This is a genomic window from Aurantimonas sp. Leaf443, assembly GCF_001425575.1.
Lineage (GTDB): Bacteria > Pseudomonadota > Alphaproteobacteria > Rhizobiales > Rhizobiaceae > Leaf443.
This window is the reverse complement of the sequence record NZ_LMRD01000007.1, coordinates 299,600-314,632: the sequence shown is the minus strand read 5'-3', so window position 1 is coordinate 314,632 and position 15,033 is coordinate 299,600. Positions and strand designations below refer to the sequence as shown.

The following is a 15,033-nucleotide window of genomic DNA, read 5'->3' as shown; positions in this document are numbered from 1 at the left end:
CGCTTCTCTCGCGGGCGCCGGTGCCGGGCGGCGCCGGTCTCTTTCTTTCCGACGCCCATCCCGAAGGACCGCCGCATGACGCGCCTTGCCCTCGCCCTCCTGGCGCTTCTCGCCTCCGGCACCGCGGCGCTCGCGCAAGGGTCGCCGGCCTCGGACTGGCCGAAGGTGCTGGCGGAAGCGCGGGGCCAGAGCGTCTATTTCAACGCCTGGGGCGGCTCGCAGCCGGTCAACGACTACATCGCCTGGGTCGCGGACGAGGTGAAGGCGCGCTTCGGCGTCGACCTCACCCATGTGAAGCTCGACGACACGGCGACCGCCGTCTCGGCCATCGTCGCCGAGAAGTCGGCGGGTCGCGACTCCGGCGGCTCGGTCGATCTCGTCTGGATCAACGGCGAGAACTTCGCAGCGCTCCAGGGGGCAGGGCTCCTGGCGCCGGGCTTTGCCACGCGCCTGCCGAACTGGACCTATGTCGACACCGCCAATCCGAGCGTGACGCGCGACTTCACCCTGCCGACGAACGGGCAGGAATCGCCCTGGGGCGGGGCCAAGCTCGTGTTCTTCGCCGACACCGCGCGCACCGGGCCGGTGGAGGCCATGCCGAAATCGAGCGCGGAACTCGTCGAATGGGCGAAAGCCCATCCCGGCCGCTTCGCCTATCCGGCACCGCCGGACTTTCTGGGATCGAGCTTCCTCAAGCAGATCCTGATCGAGACCGTGGCGGACCGATCCGTCCTCCAGGAGCCCGTCGATCCCCTCCGTTTCGCAGAGGTCACCGCGCCGCTGTTCGCGCGGCTCGACGCGCTGACGCCGAACCTCTGGCGCAAGGGGCGCGACTTTCCCGAGAACTACCCGGAGATGAAGCAGCTTCTGGCGGATGGCGAGCTCGACATCGCCTTCGCCTTCAATCCCGCCGAGGCCTCGGCGGGCATCGAGAGCGGCGAACTGCCGGAGACGGTGCGTTCCTTCGTCTTTCCCGCCGGCACGCTCGGCAACACGCATTTCGTGGCCATCCCCTACAATTCGGACGCCAAGGCCGGCGCCATGGTGGTGGCGGACTTCCTGATCTCGCCCGAAGCGCAGCTGCGCAAGGAGGACCCCAAGATCTGGGGCGACCCGACGGTGCTGGCGATGGACAGGCTGCCGCCCGAGAGCCGCGCGGCCTTCGAGGCGCTGGATCGCGGCGCGGCGACGCTCTCGCCGGCCGAGCTCGGGCCCGTTCTGGCCGAACCCCATCCGTCCTGGATGACGGCGATCGAGACCGAATGGCGCCGGCGCTTCGCCGGATGACGCCGGCGGACGGGCGCGGGCGCAGCCTCGGGGCACGGATGCTGCTGGCCCTCAGCGGCCGCCCGCGCCTGCTCGCCGCCTTCGCCATCGGCCTTGCGGTCGGGGTCCTCCTGCCGGGGAGCCTTGCGCCCTCGACGCGCATTCTTCTGGGATGGGACTGCGGCACGCTTCTCTATCTCGGCGCCTCCGGCCGCATGATGCTGCGGGCCGAGGCGGACGACATCCGCCGCCACGCCGAGGCGCAGGACGAGGGCAGAGCGGCGATCCTCCTCATCACCTGCCTCGCGGTGGGCGCGAGCTTCGCGGCGATCGCGGCCGAGCTGCACGGCGTGGGCGATCCCGGCGCGAAGGGCACGGGCTGGCGCCTCGCGCTGGCGGGCGTCACGATCCTCCTCTCCTGGGTGACGACGCAGGTCGTGATGGCCGTGCACTATGCCGGCGCCTATTACGGCGGTCCGGGGGAGGAGGGCGGGCTCGCCTTTCCCGGCGACGACGCCGAGCCGGACTATCTCGACTTCCTCTATTTCGCCTTCACCATGGGCGCGGCGGCGCAGACCTCCGACGTCGCCGTCACCTCGCGCGCCATGCGGGGGCTGGTGCTGGCCCACACCGGGCTCGCCTTTCTCTTCAACACCATGATCCTCGCGCTCGCGGTCAATGTCGGGGCGAGCCTGATTTGACGGCTGCGCGAGGCGGCTCGCCCGCCGCGCCGGGCCGGCGGCGGGCGAAGGCGCTCTCGGCGCTTCTCGGCGCGCTGCTTCTTGCGCCCATCGCCGCCGGTCTCCTCGGCACGATGGCGCCGGCCTTCGGCTATCTGCCGGCGCTCGGCGGCACCGCGCTTTCGCTCGGCCCGTGGCGCTCGCTTCTCGCCGAGCCGGGCCTTGGCACCTCGCTCGCGCTTTCGGTCTCGGCCGGACTTCTGGCGCCGCTCCTCTCGCTCGCCGTCGTCCTCGCCTATCTCGCCGCCAAGGGCGGGCACGCGCCGCGCGGCCTGTCGCTGGCGCTCGCGATGCCGCATGCGGCGGCCGCCTTCGCGCTCGCCTTCCTCGTCGCGCCCTCCGGCCTCCTCTTCCGGCTCGCGGCCCCGTTCCTCGGCCTGACGCGCCCGCCCGATCTCCTCATCCTCTCCGATCCGCTCGGCCTGTCGCTCCTCGCCGGCCTCGTCGTGAAGGAAGTGCCCTTCCTTCTCTTCATGGCGCTCGCCGCCCTGCCGCAGGCCGATGCCGCGCGGCGGCTGGCGCTCGCGCGCTCGCTCGGATACGGGCGCATGGCGGGGTTCGCGCTCTGCGTCTGGCCGGCGCTCTACCGGCGCATCCGCCTGCCGGTCCTCGCGGTCGCCGCCTTCTCCTCCTCGGTCGTCGACGTCGCGCTGGTTCTCGGGCCCTCGGTTCCCGCCCCGCTCGGGGTGCGCGTCCTGGAGCTGGCCGCCGATCCCGACCTGTCTCGCCGCTTCGTCGCCTCCGCCGGGGCGCTCCTGCAGCTTCTCGCGACGCTCCTCGTCCTCGCCCTCTGGCTCCTGCTGGAGCGCGTCGCGGCGCGCCTGCGCGACGCGCTCGCCGCGCGCGGGCGCCGGGGCGCGCGGGAGGCGCTCGCCCTGCGGTTCGCGCCCCTGCCGCTGCGGCTCTGCCTCCTGGCGCTGGCGCTCGGTCTCGGCACGCTCCTCGTCTGGTCCGTCGCGCGCGCCTGGCCCTTTCCCGCGCTCTGGCCGCCGCGCCTCGACGCCGGCGCCTGGGCGCGCCTTCCGGGCGACCTCGGCGGCGCCGCCGCCACCACGCTGATCGTCGCCTTCGCGAGCGCCGGCGCCGCCCTCGTCCTCGCCGTCGCCCTTCTGGAGGCGGCGCGGCGCGGCGGGCGCGCCGGGCCCGGCGATGGAGCCCCGAGCCTTGCCCCCGCGCTCGGGCTTCTCGTCTATCTGCCGCTTCTCGTGCCGCAGGTCGCCTTCGTCTTCGGGCTGAAGACCCTCGCGATCGTGCTCGGCGCCGAGCCGACGCGCGCGCTGCTCGTGCTCGCCCATCTCCTCTTCGTCCTGCCCTATGCGGTGCTGGTGCTGGAGGGCCCGTGGCGCGGGCTCGATCCGCGCTACGAGCGTCTGGCGGCCGGTCTCGGGCGCTCGCCGCGCGCCGCCTTGTGGCGCCTGCGCCTGCCGATGCTGGCCGTGCCCCTCGTCACCGCCTTCGCCACGGGCTTCGCCGTCTCGGTCGGGCTCTATCTTCCCACGATCCTGATCGGGGCCGGCCGCCTGCCGACGCTCGCCACGCAGGCCGTGGCGCTCGCCTCGGGCGGCGAGCGCCGGCTCGTCGCCGTCACGGCGCTGGCGCTCGCGCTCCCGGCGGGCCTCGCCTTCCTCCTCGCCGCGCTGGCCCCGGCCTTGCTCTGGCGAAGGCGCCGCGGCATGAGGGCGCCATGACGCTGACCTTTCAGGACGTCTCCATCTCACTCGGCGCCCGCCGCCTCCTCGCCGTCGACGCCGCCGTCGCGCCCGGCGAGACGCTGACCGTCATGGGTCCGTCCGGCTCGGGCAAGTCGACCCTTCTCGCCCTCGTCGCCGGCTTCCTCGCGCCGGCCTTCTCGGCGCGCGGGCGCGTCCTCCTCGACGGGGCCGACCTGTCGCGCCTGCCGCCCGAGAAGCGCGGGACGGGGCTTCTCTTCCAGGACGCGCTGCTCTTTCCGCATTGGAGCGTCGGCGGCAATCTCCTCTTCGCTCTGCCGACCCGCCTGAAGGGTGCCGCCGCGCGGCGGGCGGCCTGCGAAACCATGCTGGCGGGCATCGGCCTTGGCGGCCGGTTCGACGAGGATCCGGCCACGCTCTCGGGCGGCGAGGCGGCCCGCGTCGCGCTCGCCCGCGCGCTCCTCGCCGAGCCGCGCGCGCTTCTCCTCGACGAGCCCTTCTCGCGCCTCGACGCGCCCCTGCGCGCGGAGATGCGCCGCCTCGTCGCCGACCGCCTGAAGGAGCGCGCCATCCCCGCCGTCCTCGTCACCCACGACGAAGCGGACGCTACGGCCTTCGGCGGGCGCGTCCTGCGCATCGGGGAGGAGGCGCGATGAGCCGGCCCGCCCTGCCGCGCCTGCCGGTCTCGCACGTGCTGGGCGAGGTCGAGACCGCGCTCGGCACGCATGGCACGGCGGTCCTCGTCGCCCCGCCGGGCGCGGGCAAGACGACGCTCGCCCCCTTGCATCTCCTCGACGCGCCCTGGCGCGGCGACGGGCGCATCCTCCTCGTCGAGCCGCGCCGCATCGCCGCGCGCGCCGCCGCCCGGCGCATGGCGCAGCTTCTGGGCGAGGAGGTCGGTCAGACCGTCGGCTGGCGCATGCGCCTCGACACCAAGGTCGGGCCGGCGACGCGCGTCGAGGTGGTGACGGAGGGCGTCTTCACGCGGCAGATCCTCGCCGAACCCGATCTGCCGGGCGTCTCGCTCGTCCTCTTCGACGAGTTCCACGAACGCTCGCTCGACGCCGATTTTGGCCTGGCGCTGGCGCTCGACGCGCGCTCGGGCCTGCGCGAGGATCTGCGGATCCTCGTCATGTCGGCGACGCTCGACGGGGCGCGCGTCGCCGCGCTCCTGCGCGAGGCGCCGGTCGTGCGCAGCGAGGGGCGGGCCTTTCCCGTGACGCTGCGCCATCGCGAGCGGCAGGCGGGCGACCGGGTGGAGGACGCGACCGCCGCGGCCGTGCGCGAGGCTCTGGCCGGCGAGACCGGCAGCATCCTCGTCTTCCTGCCCGGCCAGCGCGAGATCGCGCGCGTCGCCGAACGCCTCGCCCCGCTTGCCTCCGACAGGCTCGTCATCGCGCCGCTCTTCGGCGCCATGGAGGCGGGCGCGCAGGACAGGGCCGTGCGACCGGCGCCCGAGGGCACGCGCAAGGTGGTGCTGGCGACCTCCATCGCCGAGACCTCGCTGACGATCGACGGGATCACCGTGGTGGTGGACAGCGGGCTTCGGCGCCAGCCGGTCTTCGAGCCCTCGACGGGGCTGACGCGGCTCGAGACCGTACGCGTCTCGCGCGCGGCCGCCGAGCAGCGCGCCGGCCGCGCCGGCCGCACCGCGCCGGGCATCGCCATCCGCCTGTGGCGCGAGGAGCAGACGGCGGCGCTCGAACCCTTCGACCGGCCGGAAATCCTCTCCACCGACCTGTCCGGCCTTCTTCTCGACTGCGCCGCCTGGGGCCTGTCGGACCCGCGCGATCTCGCCTTCCTCGACCCGCCGCCGCTGCCGGCCCTCACCGAGGCGCGCGCCCTTCTGACGGACCTCGGCGCGCTCGACGCGGCCGGGCGCCCGACGCCGGCGGGCGAGGCGATGCGCGCCCTGCCGCTGCCGCCGCGCCTCGCGCGCATGGTCGTGGATGCGCCGGCGGGCGACCGCCGGCTCGCCGCCGAGATCGCCATCCTCCTCACCGAGCGGGGCCTGGGCGGCTCGGAGGCCGATCTCGCCGAGCGCCTGCGCCGCGCCAAGGCCGAGGGCGCCCCGAGGGCGCGCGACGCCTTCGCGCTCGCCCGGCGCATCGCGGGGCTCGCCGCCCGCGCGCCCGCCGGCACCGCCGAGCCGAGCGGCGAGGTGGGGGCGCTTCTGGCTCTCGCCTATCCCGACCGGATCGCCCTGCAGCGCGGGGCGCCCGGCGCCTTCGTCCTGTCGAACGGGCGCGGCGGCGCGCTGGAGCCGTCCTCGCCGCTCGCCCGCGAGCGCGCCCTCGTCGTCGCCGATCTCGTCGGCGAAGCGCGCTCTGGCCGGATCGTGGAGGCGGCCGCGCTTTCGGCCGAGGCGCTCTCGGCCCTCGTCGCCGCGCGCAGCGTCACCGAGGAGGTCGTCGCCTTCGATGCCGGCGCGCGCGAAGTGCGGGCGCGGCGCGTGACGCGGCTCGGGCGGGCGGTGCTCTCCGAGACCCCGTTCGCCGTGCCGGCGGGGGAGGCGGCCACCGCCGCGCTTCTCTCGGGCCTGCGCCGCCTCGGCCTTTCCGCCCTGCCGCTCGGCAAGGAGGGCGAGCGCCTGCTGCGCCGCCTGCGCTTCCTCGCCAAGGCCTATGGCGAGCCCTGGCCGGACCTGTCCGACGAGGCGCTGCTGGCGGGGCTGGAGGACTGGCTGGCGCCCTACCTCCCGGGTGTCACGGCGCTGTCGCGCATCGATCCCGGTCTTCTTTCGGAGGCGCTGCGCGGCCTCGTGCCCGCCGAGGCGCGAGGGCGGCTGGAGGCATTGGCGCCGTCGCATTTCGACGCGCCGTCCGGCTCGCGCGTCGCCATCCGCTACGAGGAGGACCAGCCGGTTCTCTCGGTGCGCGTGCAGGAACTGTTCGGCCTGCGCGAACATCCCGCCATCGCCGACGGGCGGCTGAAGCTGACCGTGGAGCTTCTCTCGCCCGCCCATCGCCCGATCCAGGTCACGCGCGACCTGCCGGGCTTCTGGGCGGGTTCCTGGAAGGACGTGCGCGCCGACCTTCGCGGCCGCTATCCCCGCCATGTCTGGCCGGAGGACCCGGCGAGCGCCCAGGCGACGGCGCGCGCCAAGCCGCGCGGCACGTGACGGCGGATCAGGCCGTCGCCGAGCCGTCGTCCACGTCGAACCGCACGCCCTGCGCCAAGGGCAGCGAGCGGCCGTAATTGATGGCGTTGGTCTGCCGGCGCATATAGGCCTTCCAGGCGTCCGAGCCGCTCTCGCGCCCGCCGCCGGTCTCCTTCTCGCCGCCGAAGGCCCCGCCGATCTCGGCGCCGGACGAGCCCATGTTGACATTGGCGATGCCGCAGTCGGACCCCGCGGCCGAGAGAAAGCGCTCGACCTCGCGCATGTCGGTGGAGAAGATCGAGGAGGAGAGACCCTGCGGCACGCCGTTCTGGAGGGCGATGGCCTCCTCCAGGCTCTCGTATTTCAGGACATAGAGGATCGGCGCGAAGGTCTCCTCCACCACCGGCCCGGTCTGGGCGGGCATCTCCACGAGGGCGGGCCGCGCGTAGAAGGAGGACGCGCCGTTCACGTCCACCCGGCCGCCGCCATGCACGGTGCCGCCGGCCGCGCGCGCCGCCTCGAGCGCCGCCTCCATGGCGGCGAAGGCGGCTTCGTCGACCAGCGGGCCGACCAGCGCCTCGCTGTCGACGGGGCTGCCGACCGAGATGCCGGCATAGACGCGCTTCAGCGTGGCGACGAGCGTGTCGTGGACGCTTGCATGGACGATGAGCCGGCGCAGCGTGGTGCAGCGCTGGCCGGCGGTGCCCATGGCGCCGAAGGCGACGGCGCGTGCTGTCAGCGACAGGTCGGCCGAGGGCGTGACGATGGAGGCGTTGTTGCCGCCGAGCTCCAGGATCGCGCGGCCGAAGCGCTGCGCGACGCGCGCGCCCACCGCGCGGCCCATGCGCGTCGAGCCCGTGGCCGAGACGACGGGCACGCGCGCGTCGTCCACCAGCGCCTCGCCGACGGCGCGCGCGCCGAGAACGACGCTCGACAGGCCGCGCGGCGCCTCCGGCCCGAAGCGGGCCATGGCCCGCTCGGCGATGGCCTGGACGGCGAGCGCGGTCAGCGGCGTCTTCTCGGACGGCTTCCACACGACCGTGTCGCCGCAGACGAAGGCGAGCGCGGCGTTCCAGCTCCAAACGGCGACGGGAAAGTTGAAGGCCGAGATGACGCCGACGACGCCGGCCGGGTGCCACTGCTCCTGCAGCCGGTGGTCGGCGCGCTCGCTCGGCATGGTGAGCCCGTAGAGCTGGCGCGACAGGCCGGTGGCGAAGTCGCAGATGTCGATCATCTCCTGCACCTCGCCGAGGCCTTCCGACACGACCTTGCCGGCCTCGATCGTCACGAGACGGCCGAGCGCTTGCCTGGCGGCGCGCAGCTCCTCGCCCAGAAGCCGCACGAACTCGCCCCGTCGCGGCGCCGGCACGAGGCGCCAGGCGAGGAAGGCCTCTTGCGCGGCGCCGATCGCCGCCGAGACGCTTGCCGCATCGTCCTCGGCCAGATGCGCCAGCGTCTCGCCGGTGACGGGCGAGCGCACGGCGAGGGAGCCGCCGGACAGGCGTGACGCCTCGACGCCGAGGCCGGTCAGGATGGCGTGGGCCTCGGCGGCGAGCGTCGTCCCGGGGATGTTGGCAGCGGTGTCGGGCATGGAACGGGTCCTGTCGGTCGAGGGCGGCGCGGCCCCGAAGGTGGCGGGCGTCGCAGGAAGGGAGAGGCGCGCCGCTAGAGGCGGGCGGCGGTGGCGTGGACGAGCTGCGCGCCGGCCTCGTACCAGGCCTCGCGCGCGGGACGGAAGCGGACGGGTTCGACCGCGCAGACCGGCAGCGGCATCTCGGCCTCGCCGATCTCGCCCGAGAGGAGCCGGGCGATCTCGCGGCCGAACACGGTGCCCGGCGCGATGCCGCGGCCGTTGTAGCCGCTGCAGGAGACGACGTCGCGGGCCAGCCGGTGGAAGCGCGGCACCGCATCGCGCGTCATGCCGATCCAGCCGTACCATTCGTGCTCGAAGGAGACCTCGCCGAGCTGCGGGAACAGTTTCGCGAGCGCCCGCCGCCCCCAGCCGGCATGCACGGAACGGCCCGGCCCTCGCAGGGCGCCGACCGAGCCGAAGACGAGCCGGCCGGCCGCATCGAAGCGCAGCGAGGAGAGGACCTCGCGCGTGTCCCACAGGCCCTCGCGGGCGGGCAGGATGGAGCGGGCGAGATTGGCCGAGAGCGGCCGCGTGGCGAGGTTGAAATAGGGCAGGCGCACCAGTTCCCCGGCGACCTGCGGAAAGGGCGCGTCGGCGCTCGGCGCATAGGCGTTGGTCGCCACGACCACGTGGCGCGCCGTCACCGCGCCGTCCGGCGTCTCGACGCGCCAGCGCTTGCCCTCGTCGACCGCGCGCCGGACCGGGCTTTCCGTGTGGACCGCCGCGCCCGCCGCCATCGCCGCGCGGGCAAGGCCCCTCGCATAGGCGAGCGGCTGGATCGTGCCGGCCCGCCGGTCGAGAAGGGCGCCGGCATAGGCCGCCGTGCCGATGCGCTCGGCGGCGGCGGCGGCGTCCAGAAGTTCGACCGGCGCGCCGAGCGCCTGCCACTGCTCGGCCCGCACCGCGATGTCGGCGAGGCCCTTGCCGCCGAGGGCGGCGTGGAGCGTGCCGGCGCGAACCGGCTCGCAGGCGATGGCATGGCGCTCGACGAGGTCGAACACGTCGGCCGGCCCCTCGCCGAGCAGCTTCAGGAGGCGCGGACCGTAGACGGGGCCGAGCACGCCGGACACGTCGGCCGGCCGCAGCCAGAGCCCGGCATTGACGAGACCGACATTGCGGCCCGAGCCCCCGAAGCCGATCTCCGCCGCCTCCAGCACCACGGCCCGCGCGCCGCGCTCGGCCAGATGCAGCGCCGCCGAGAGGCCGGTATAGCCGGCGCCGACGATGCACACGTCCGCCGAGACCTCGCCCCGAAGGCGGGGCGTCTCGGGCGTGGCCGGCGCGGAGGCCTCCCACAGTCCGTGCGAGCGCGGATCGTTCAGCATGGAATCCTGCGCTCCCCGTCCCGCGTCCCGCGCCGTCTCACGCCGCGGAGGCCGTGCGGAACGAAGCGCCCAGCGCCGCCTCGACGCGCTCGATCGAGGCGCGCTCGGCGGCCGCGTAGAGCGCGAACTCGTCGAGCACGCCGGCGCCCAGATCGGCCTCGAAGGCGTCGCGCGCGGCGTTGGCGGCATAGCTCGCCTGCTCGGCGCCGCCGAGATTGGACTGGAAGATGCCGGCCGCGCTGACGGGCAGGAAATCCTCGTAGACGATCGGATCGGCGCCGACCGCGCCCGCCGCGACGAGATCCTCGAGCGCGGCGCCGGGGCGCGCCTTGCCCGCGTCGAGAAGCGTGTAGCGGAAATAGCCGAGCCCTTGGCGGCGAAGGCTCGCCTCGTCGTCGGGCAGGTCCGCGAAGGCGCGGGCGAGGCGGGTCTCGTAGGGCCCCTCGGTCTCCTCGCCGTCGCGGGCGCGCGCCAGAAGCGCGTCGTAGAGGGCCCGGCCCTTGGGGGTCAGCGCGAGGCCGCGCTGCTCGATCTCGCCGAATCGCGCCGTGTGGGTGCCCGAGACCGCGCCCGTCCCGCCCGGGAAGCGGATCGGCTCCTCCAGGGCCTTGAAGCTCGTCTGGCGAAGGAGGATCGGCACCGCGCGCGGCGGCGGACCCTCGACCACGGCCTTGGCCGCGATGCCCCGGCGCGGCATCTCGCCTTGCGCGGCGTCGATGTCGAGCGTGCGCGGCGTCAGATGGTTGATATGCGGGCCCTTGAAGCAGACGACGTCGGCGACGAGCCGGTGGGCGGCGGACAGCGCCTCGTAGGTCGCCGCGTCCACCGTTGCCTCGCCGTGCCAGCGGAACGTGTGCAGCGCCTCCGCCACGAAGCGGTCGGCCTCGCCGTCCGCCAGCCCGCCCTGCGCCTCGGCCCTGTCGATCAGGGCGAGCGCGTCCGGCGTGTAGATGCGCCGGCGCGCGAGGATAGCGGCGGCCGTCTCGCGCAGCGCGGCGTCGGAAACGAGGTCGAGGCGCAGGAGCGAGGTGAAGACGCGGAACGGGTTCTTCGCCAGCGCCGCGTCGCTCACCGGCCGGAAGGCGGTGGAATGGACGGGCACGCCCGCGACCGACAGGTCGTAATAGCCGACGGGCACCATGCCCATCACGGCGAAGAGCCGGCGCATGGTGGAAAGCTCCCGCGCCGTGCCGAGGCGGATCGCGCCGTGGCGCTCGACGCCGAGGCGCTCGATCTCGCCCGCCCGTTCGAGGCGCGCGGCCAAGGCGGGGTCCTGCTCCAGGGTCTCGGCATTCACGTCGGCGACGAGGGAGAGGAGCGTGCCGTATTGCGGCACCTCGTCCCGGTACATCAGCGACATGGCCTGCGAGAAGCGCGTGCGGATCTCGTCGGGCGAAACGAACGGGCTCATGGGCGTCGCCTTTCCTGTGCGGCCGTGCCGGCCGGCCGGGCCTTCGTCCTGGAGGTCATGCGCGCGGGGTTCCGCAGGCCGGGCGCCGGCGGGCGCCCCGACCCCTTGCATGGCCGACAGTCTTGGCTCTTTCGCGGCGTTGCGGCAAACGATCTTCGGGTCTGAACTCATGCGCGATCGGAATGACATGGCGCTCTCCCGCCGCTTCCTGCCCTCCATGTCGCTGCTCAGCGCCTTCGAGGCCGCCGCCCGGCTCGAGAGCTTCACGGCGGCGGCGGGCGAGCTGAGCCTCACGCAGAGCGCCGTCTCGCGCCAGATCCGGGCGCTGGAGGAGATGCTCGGGGCGGAGCTCTTCGTGCGCGAGCGCCAGACCGTGCGCCTGACGCTGGCCGGGGAGACCTATGCGCAGGAGGTGCGCGAGGCGCTGCGGCGCATCTCCACGGCCACGCTCGGCTTCCGCGCCAACCCGCGCGGCGGCACCTTGAACCTCGCCATCCTGCCGACCTTCGGCACCCGCTGGCTGGCGCCGCGCCTTCCGCAGTTCCTTGCCGCCCATCCCGGCATCACCATCAACCTGACGACGCGGCTCGCCCCGTTCGACTTCGGCCTCGAAACGGTGGATGCGGCGATCCATTTCGGCGGGCCGGACTGGCCGGGAGCCGAGCTGCAGCTCCTGATGAGCGAGACGGTGATGCCGGCCTGCAGTCCGGCATTCCTCGCCGCCCACCGTTTCGAGAGCCCCGCCGATCTCGCCGCCGCCCCGCTCCTGCATCTCGTCTCGCGCCCCGACGCCTGGGAGCGCTGGTTCGCCGCGATGGGCATCGCGGCCGACCCGCTGCAGGGCATGCTCTTCGACCAGTTCGCCACGGCCGCGCAGGCGGCGATGGCGGGACTCGGCATCGCGCTCCTGCCGCGTTTCCTCATCGAGGCCGAGCTCTCGCGCGGCGATCTCGTGGCCGCCATCGACGGGCCGATGGAGAGCGCGGAACGCTACTATCTCGCCTGGCCGCTCGCGCGCGCCTCCCATCCGCCGCTGCGCGCCTTCCGCGCGTGGCTGGCGACGCAGAGGCCCGCGCGCTGATTGCAGTCCCGGCGTTACATCTGGTCAACCAGATCGCCGTATCGTCAGTTTGACTTGCGGTTCGTGCGGCGCGCCGGCGAGGGTCATGGGCAGCCGCGCCGCGAAGAGCGGGCGCGGGGGCGGGGAGGACAGGCGATGACGACCATGCCGACCGGACTGCGCCTTGTCCTGTGCCTCCTCTGGCTGTCGGCCGGACCGGCGGCGGCGCACTGCACGCCCGACCACGTATTCGAGACGGTCCGGCCGGGCGTTCTCAGCGTCGCCGCTCCCCATCTGCAGCCCTATTCCGTGCCGCGGCCGGACGGCACGCTCGGGGGGGTGGACGGGGAGATCGTCAACCGCATCGCGCAATCGAACTGCCTTTCCGTCCGCGTCGTGCCGGTCGACCAGGGCGCGGCGCTGCAATACGTGATCTCGGGCCGTGCCGACCTGACGCTCGGCGACTGGTACCGCACGGCGGCGCGCGCGCGCGTCCTCGGCCTTTCGGCGCCGCTCTATCTCGACGAGATGGGTCTCTTCTCGGCGAAGGGGCTGCGCCGCCTCGCGGACCTTTCGGGCCTGCGCGTCGGCTCAGTGCAGAACTATGCCTGGGTGCGGGATCTGAAGCTCCTCTTCGCGGCCGATCTCACGCTCTTCCCGAATGCCGCGGCGCTGGAGGCCGCGCTCGAAAGCGGCCAGGTGGAGGTCGGCATCGACAGTTACGGCACCGGCCTCGTCGGCCGCGCGAGGGGCGACTATGCGGGCCTGTTTATCGAGCGGGCCGAGCCCGATCCGCGCGTCGAGGCTTCGATCCGGCCGCTCCAGGCGGGCCTGCCCTACGACCGTTCGAACCCGCGGCTCGGCGCCGCGCTCGATGCGGCGATCGCCGAGATGCAGGCCTCGGGCGAGATCGCCCGCATCCTGGAGGCGCACGGGCTCGATCCCGCCGCCGCCCGCACCGGGCCGCCCCGTCTGACCGGCGGCTGAGGGCAGCACGCGGCGCTCCTGCGCGTGGATGGCCGGCCGGTCCCTGCAAGGCGGCGGGCGAGCCGCCATTGCTCATCCAGCCATGGATTCAAACCCGGTCACCATCGGAACGGGCCGTCTTCCCGGCGCTTCTCCTCTCAGGAAACGCCGGCGCATCCGCGCCGCGCAGGACGCGAAGGGACGACGATCATGGCCAAGGTGAAGACGCTCGAAGACGCATTTCACGAGACCCTGAAGGACGTCTACTACGCCGAGAAACAGTCGGTGAAGGCGCTGAAGAAGTCGGCCAAGGCGGCGCAGTCGCCGGAATTGAAAACCGCCTTCCTCGAACATGCCGAGGAGAGCCAGGGCCAGGTCGAGCGCCTCGGCCAGGTGTTCGACCTCATCGGCAAGCCGGCGCGGGCCAAGACCTGCGAGGCGATGCAGGGCATCACCTCGGAGATGGAGGAGGACCTGGAGGATTTCGGCGACACGGACGCGGCCGACCACGTCCTCATCGGCTGCGCGCAGGCCGTCGAGCATTACGAGATCGCCCGCTACGGCCTGCTCGCCTCCTGGGCGCGCAAGCTCGGGCAGGACGAGGCGGCCGAGCTTCTTTCCCAGACGCTCGCGGAGGAGAAGGCGGCCGACCAGCGCCTGACCGAGATCGCCGACGGTCTCGACTACGCCGTCGCCGGGTCTGCCGAGGACGAGGGCGAGAGGGCCGACGAGCGCCCCGCCAAACCCGCCGCCAAGGGGCGCAGCAAGGCCGCCTGACGGATCGTGGATCGCGGCGCCGGCTCCCTTGGCGGAAGCGGCGTCGCGGTCCCGCCAATCCTTTCGCCGCTGCGGATCGCGCCACGGCGAAAGCGCCTGCGGTCCTTCGACACGCGCACGGCTCCCGGACTTTTCCCCCCGCCGCTGGCCGCCCGCAGACTGGCCCTCCGGGGAGGCAGCGTGCCTCCCGATCCACGGAGGCCGCCGATGAACGAGACGACCGGGCGCTACGCCTTTCCCTACATCCTCGCCGCGCAGGCGCAGAAACACGTGACGCATAACGAGGCATTGCGGCTGCTGGACGCCGTCCTGCACCCCTGCGTCGAGGGCGAGGCCTCCGCGCCGCCTGCGACCCCGGTGGCGGGCGAGGGCTATCTCGTCGGTCCCGCGCCGACGGGCGCCTTCGCGGGCATGGCCGGGCGGCTCGCCGTCCATGCCGACGGGGCCTTCACCTTCGTCGAGCCGCGCGAGGGCATGATCGTCTTCGACCGTGCGGGCGGGCAGCTGCGGCTTTATCGCGGCGGCGCCTGGCGCGGTCTCGCGGCCGCCGCCGGGCTTGCCGACGCGGCCGGGCTCGCCGCCGGCACGGCCGCCCCGATGATCGGCGTGGCGACGGCGGCCGATTCCGCCAACCGCCTCGCCGTGAAGACGCCGGGCGTCCTGTTCAGCCACGAGGAACCGGGCGCCAGCCTGCAGGTGAAGCTGAACAAGGCCAATGCCGCGGCGAGCGCCACGCTTCTCTTCCAGAGCGGCTATTCCGGCCGCGCCGAGTTCGGGCTTTCGGGCGACGACGCCTTTCGCGTCAAGGTCTCGGCCGATGGCGCCGCCTGGCGCACGGCGCTGCAGGTCCTGCCGGGCGACGGGTCCACGACCTTCCTCGGCGACGTGGCCATTTCGCAGAAGAACCTGTCGGTCAGCGGCGACGCGGCGGTGTCCGTGACGACGACGGTGGCGGGCGCGGGCGCCTCCACCTTCGGCCAGCACCGTCTGCGCCGCTCGCGCGGCACGCTGGCCGCGCCCCAGGCGGCACAGGGCGGCGACACGATCCTGGCGCTCTCGGGCTAGGCCCATGACGGCAGCGCCTT

Annotated in this window: 12 protein-coding genes; 9 read left to right on the top strand and 3 right to left on the bottom strand. The window is 73.9% G+C overall.

Annotated elements, in window-relative coordinates; all coding sequences use genetic code 11:
• Window positions 1-75: 75 nt before the first annotated feature.
• From ASG48_RS09680 to hrpB, 5 genes are read left to right on the top strand one after another with little or no spacing between them, the layout of a single operon-like run.
• Window positions 76-1,287 (top strand): ABC transporter substrate-binding protein, encoded by a 1,212-nt coding sequence (locus ASG48_RS09680; RefSeq protein ID WP_055848716.1) that lies wholly within the window; start codon window positions 76-78, stop codon window positions 1,285-1,287.
• Window positions 1,263-1,967: a DUF1345 domain-containing protein gene (locus ASG48_RS09675; protein ID WP_244486856.1), complete on the top strand. Its 705-nt coding sequence runs from the start codon at window positions 1,263-1,265 to the stop codon at window positions 1,965-1,967. Before ASG48_RS09680 ends, ASG48_RS09675 begins: the two co-directional genes overlap by 25 nt.
• Entirely contained in the window at window positions 1,964-3,694 is a 1,731-nt protein-coding gene (locus ASG48_RS09670) for an ABC transporter permease subunit (RefSeq protein WP_244486855.1), read from the top strand. Before ASG48_RS09675 ends, ASG48_RS09670 begins: the two co-directional genes overlap by 4 nt.
• Window positions 3,691-4,332 carry an ATP-binding cassette domain-containing protein gene (locus ASG48_RS09665; RefSeq protein WP_055848713.1) on the top strand — a complete coding sequence of 214 codons (642 nt, stop codon included), beginning with the start codon at window positions 3,691-3,693 and terminating at the stop codon, window positions 4,330-4,332. The genes ASG48_RS09670 and ASG48_RS09665 overlap by 4 nt, the downstream gene beginning before the upstream one ends.
• The gene (gene hrpB, locus ASG48_RS09660) at window positions 4,329-6,797 is read left to right on the top strand and encodes an ATP-dependent helicase HrpB (RefSeq protein WP_055848710.1); all 2,469 of its coding nucleotides are present in this window, start codon (window positions 4,329-4,331) and stop codon (window positions 6,795-6,797) included. The genes ASG48_RS09665 and hrpB overlap by 4 nt, the downstream gene beginning before the upstream one ends.
• A 7-nt stretch (window positions 6,798-6,804) precedes the next feature.
• Here the strand turns inward: hrpB and ASG48_RS09655 are convergent, their stop codons facing one another.
• From ASG48_RS09655 to ASG48_RS09645, 3 genes are all read right to left on the bottom strand, one after another.
• A complete protein-coding gene (locus tag ASG48_RS09655) occupies window positions 6,805-8,367 on the bottom strand; it encodes an aldehyde dehydrogenase family protein (RefSeq protein ID WP_055848706.1) in 1,563 nt (520 codons plus the stop codon).
• A gap of 74 nt (window positions 8,368-8,441) precedes the next feature.
• Window positions 8,442-9,734 carry an FAD-binding oxidoreductase gene (locus ASG48_RS09650; RefSeq protein WP_055848703.1) on the bottom strand — a complete coding sequence of 431 codons (1,293 nt, stop codon included), beginning with the start codon at window positions 9,732-9,734 and terminating at the stop codon, window positions 8,442-8,444.
• A gap of 37 nt (window positions 9,735-9,771) precedes the next feature.
• A complete protein-coding gene (locus tag ASG48_RS09645; protein WP_055848700.1) occupies window positions 9,772-11,145 on the bottom strand; it encodes a VOC family protein in 1,374 nt (457 codons plus the stop codon).
• A 187-nt stretch (window positions 11,146-11,332) separates the two neighbouring features.
• Between ASG48_RS09645 and ASG48_RS09640 the strand changes: the two genes are divergently transcribed.
• From ASG48_RS09640 to ASG48_RS09625, 4 genes are all read left to right on the top strand, one after another.
• Window positions 11,333-12,226, top strand: coding sequence for a LysR family transcriptional regulator (locus ASG48_RS09640; protein ID WP_055849683.1), 894 nt, complete (start codon window positions 11,333-11,335; stop codon window positions 12,224-12,226).
• A gap of 135 nt (window positions 12,227-12,361) precedes the next feature.
• On the top strand, window positions 12,362-13,192 hold the full coding sequence (locus tag ASG48_RS09635) for a transporter substrate-binding domain-containing protein (RefSeq protein WP_055848698.1): 831 nt from the start codon (window positions 12,362-12,364) through the stop codon (window positions 13,190-13,192).
• Between the two features lie 189 nt (window positions 13,193-13,381).
• Window positions 13,382-13,948, top strand: a complete 567-nt coding sequence (locus ASG48_RS09630) for a ferritin-like domain-containing protein (RefSeq protein WP_055848695.1) — start codon at window positions 13,382-13,384, stop codon at window positions 13,946-13,948.
• A gap of 207 nt (window positions 13,949-14,155) precedes the next feature.
• The gene (locus ASG48_RS09625; RefSeq protein ID WP_055848692.1) at window positions 14,156-15,013 is read left to right on the top strand and encodes a DUF2793 domain-containing protein; all 858 of its coding nucleotides are present in this window, start codon (window positions 14,156-14,158) and stop codon (window positions 15,011-15,013) included.
• Window positions 15,014-15,033 lie beyond the last annotated feature (20 nt).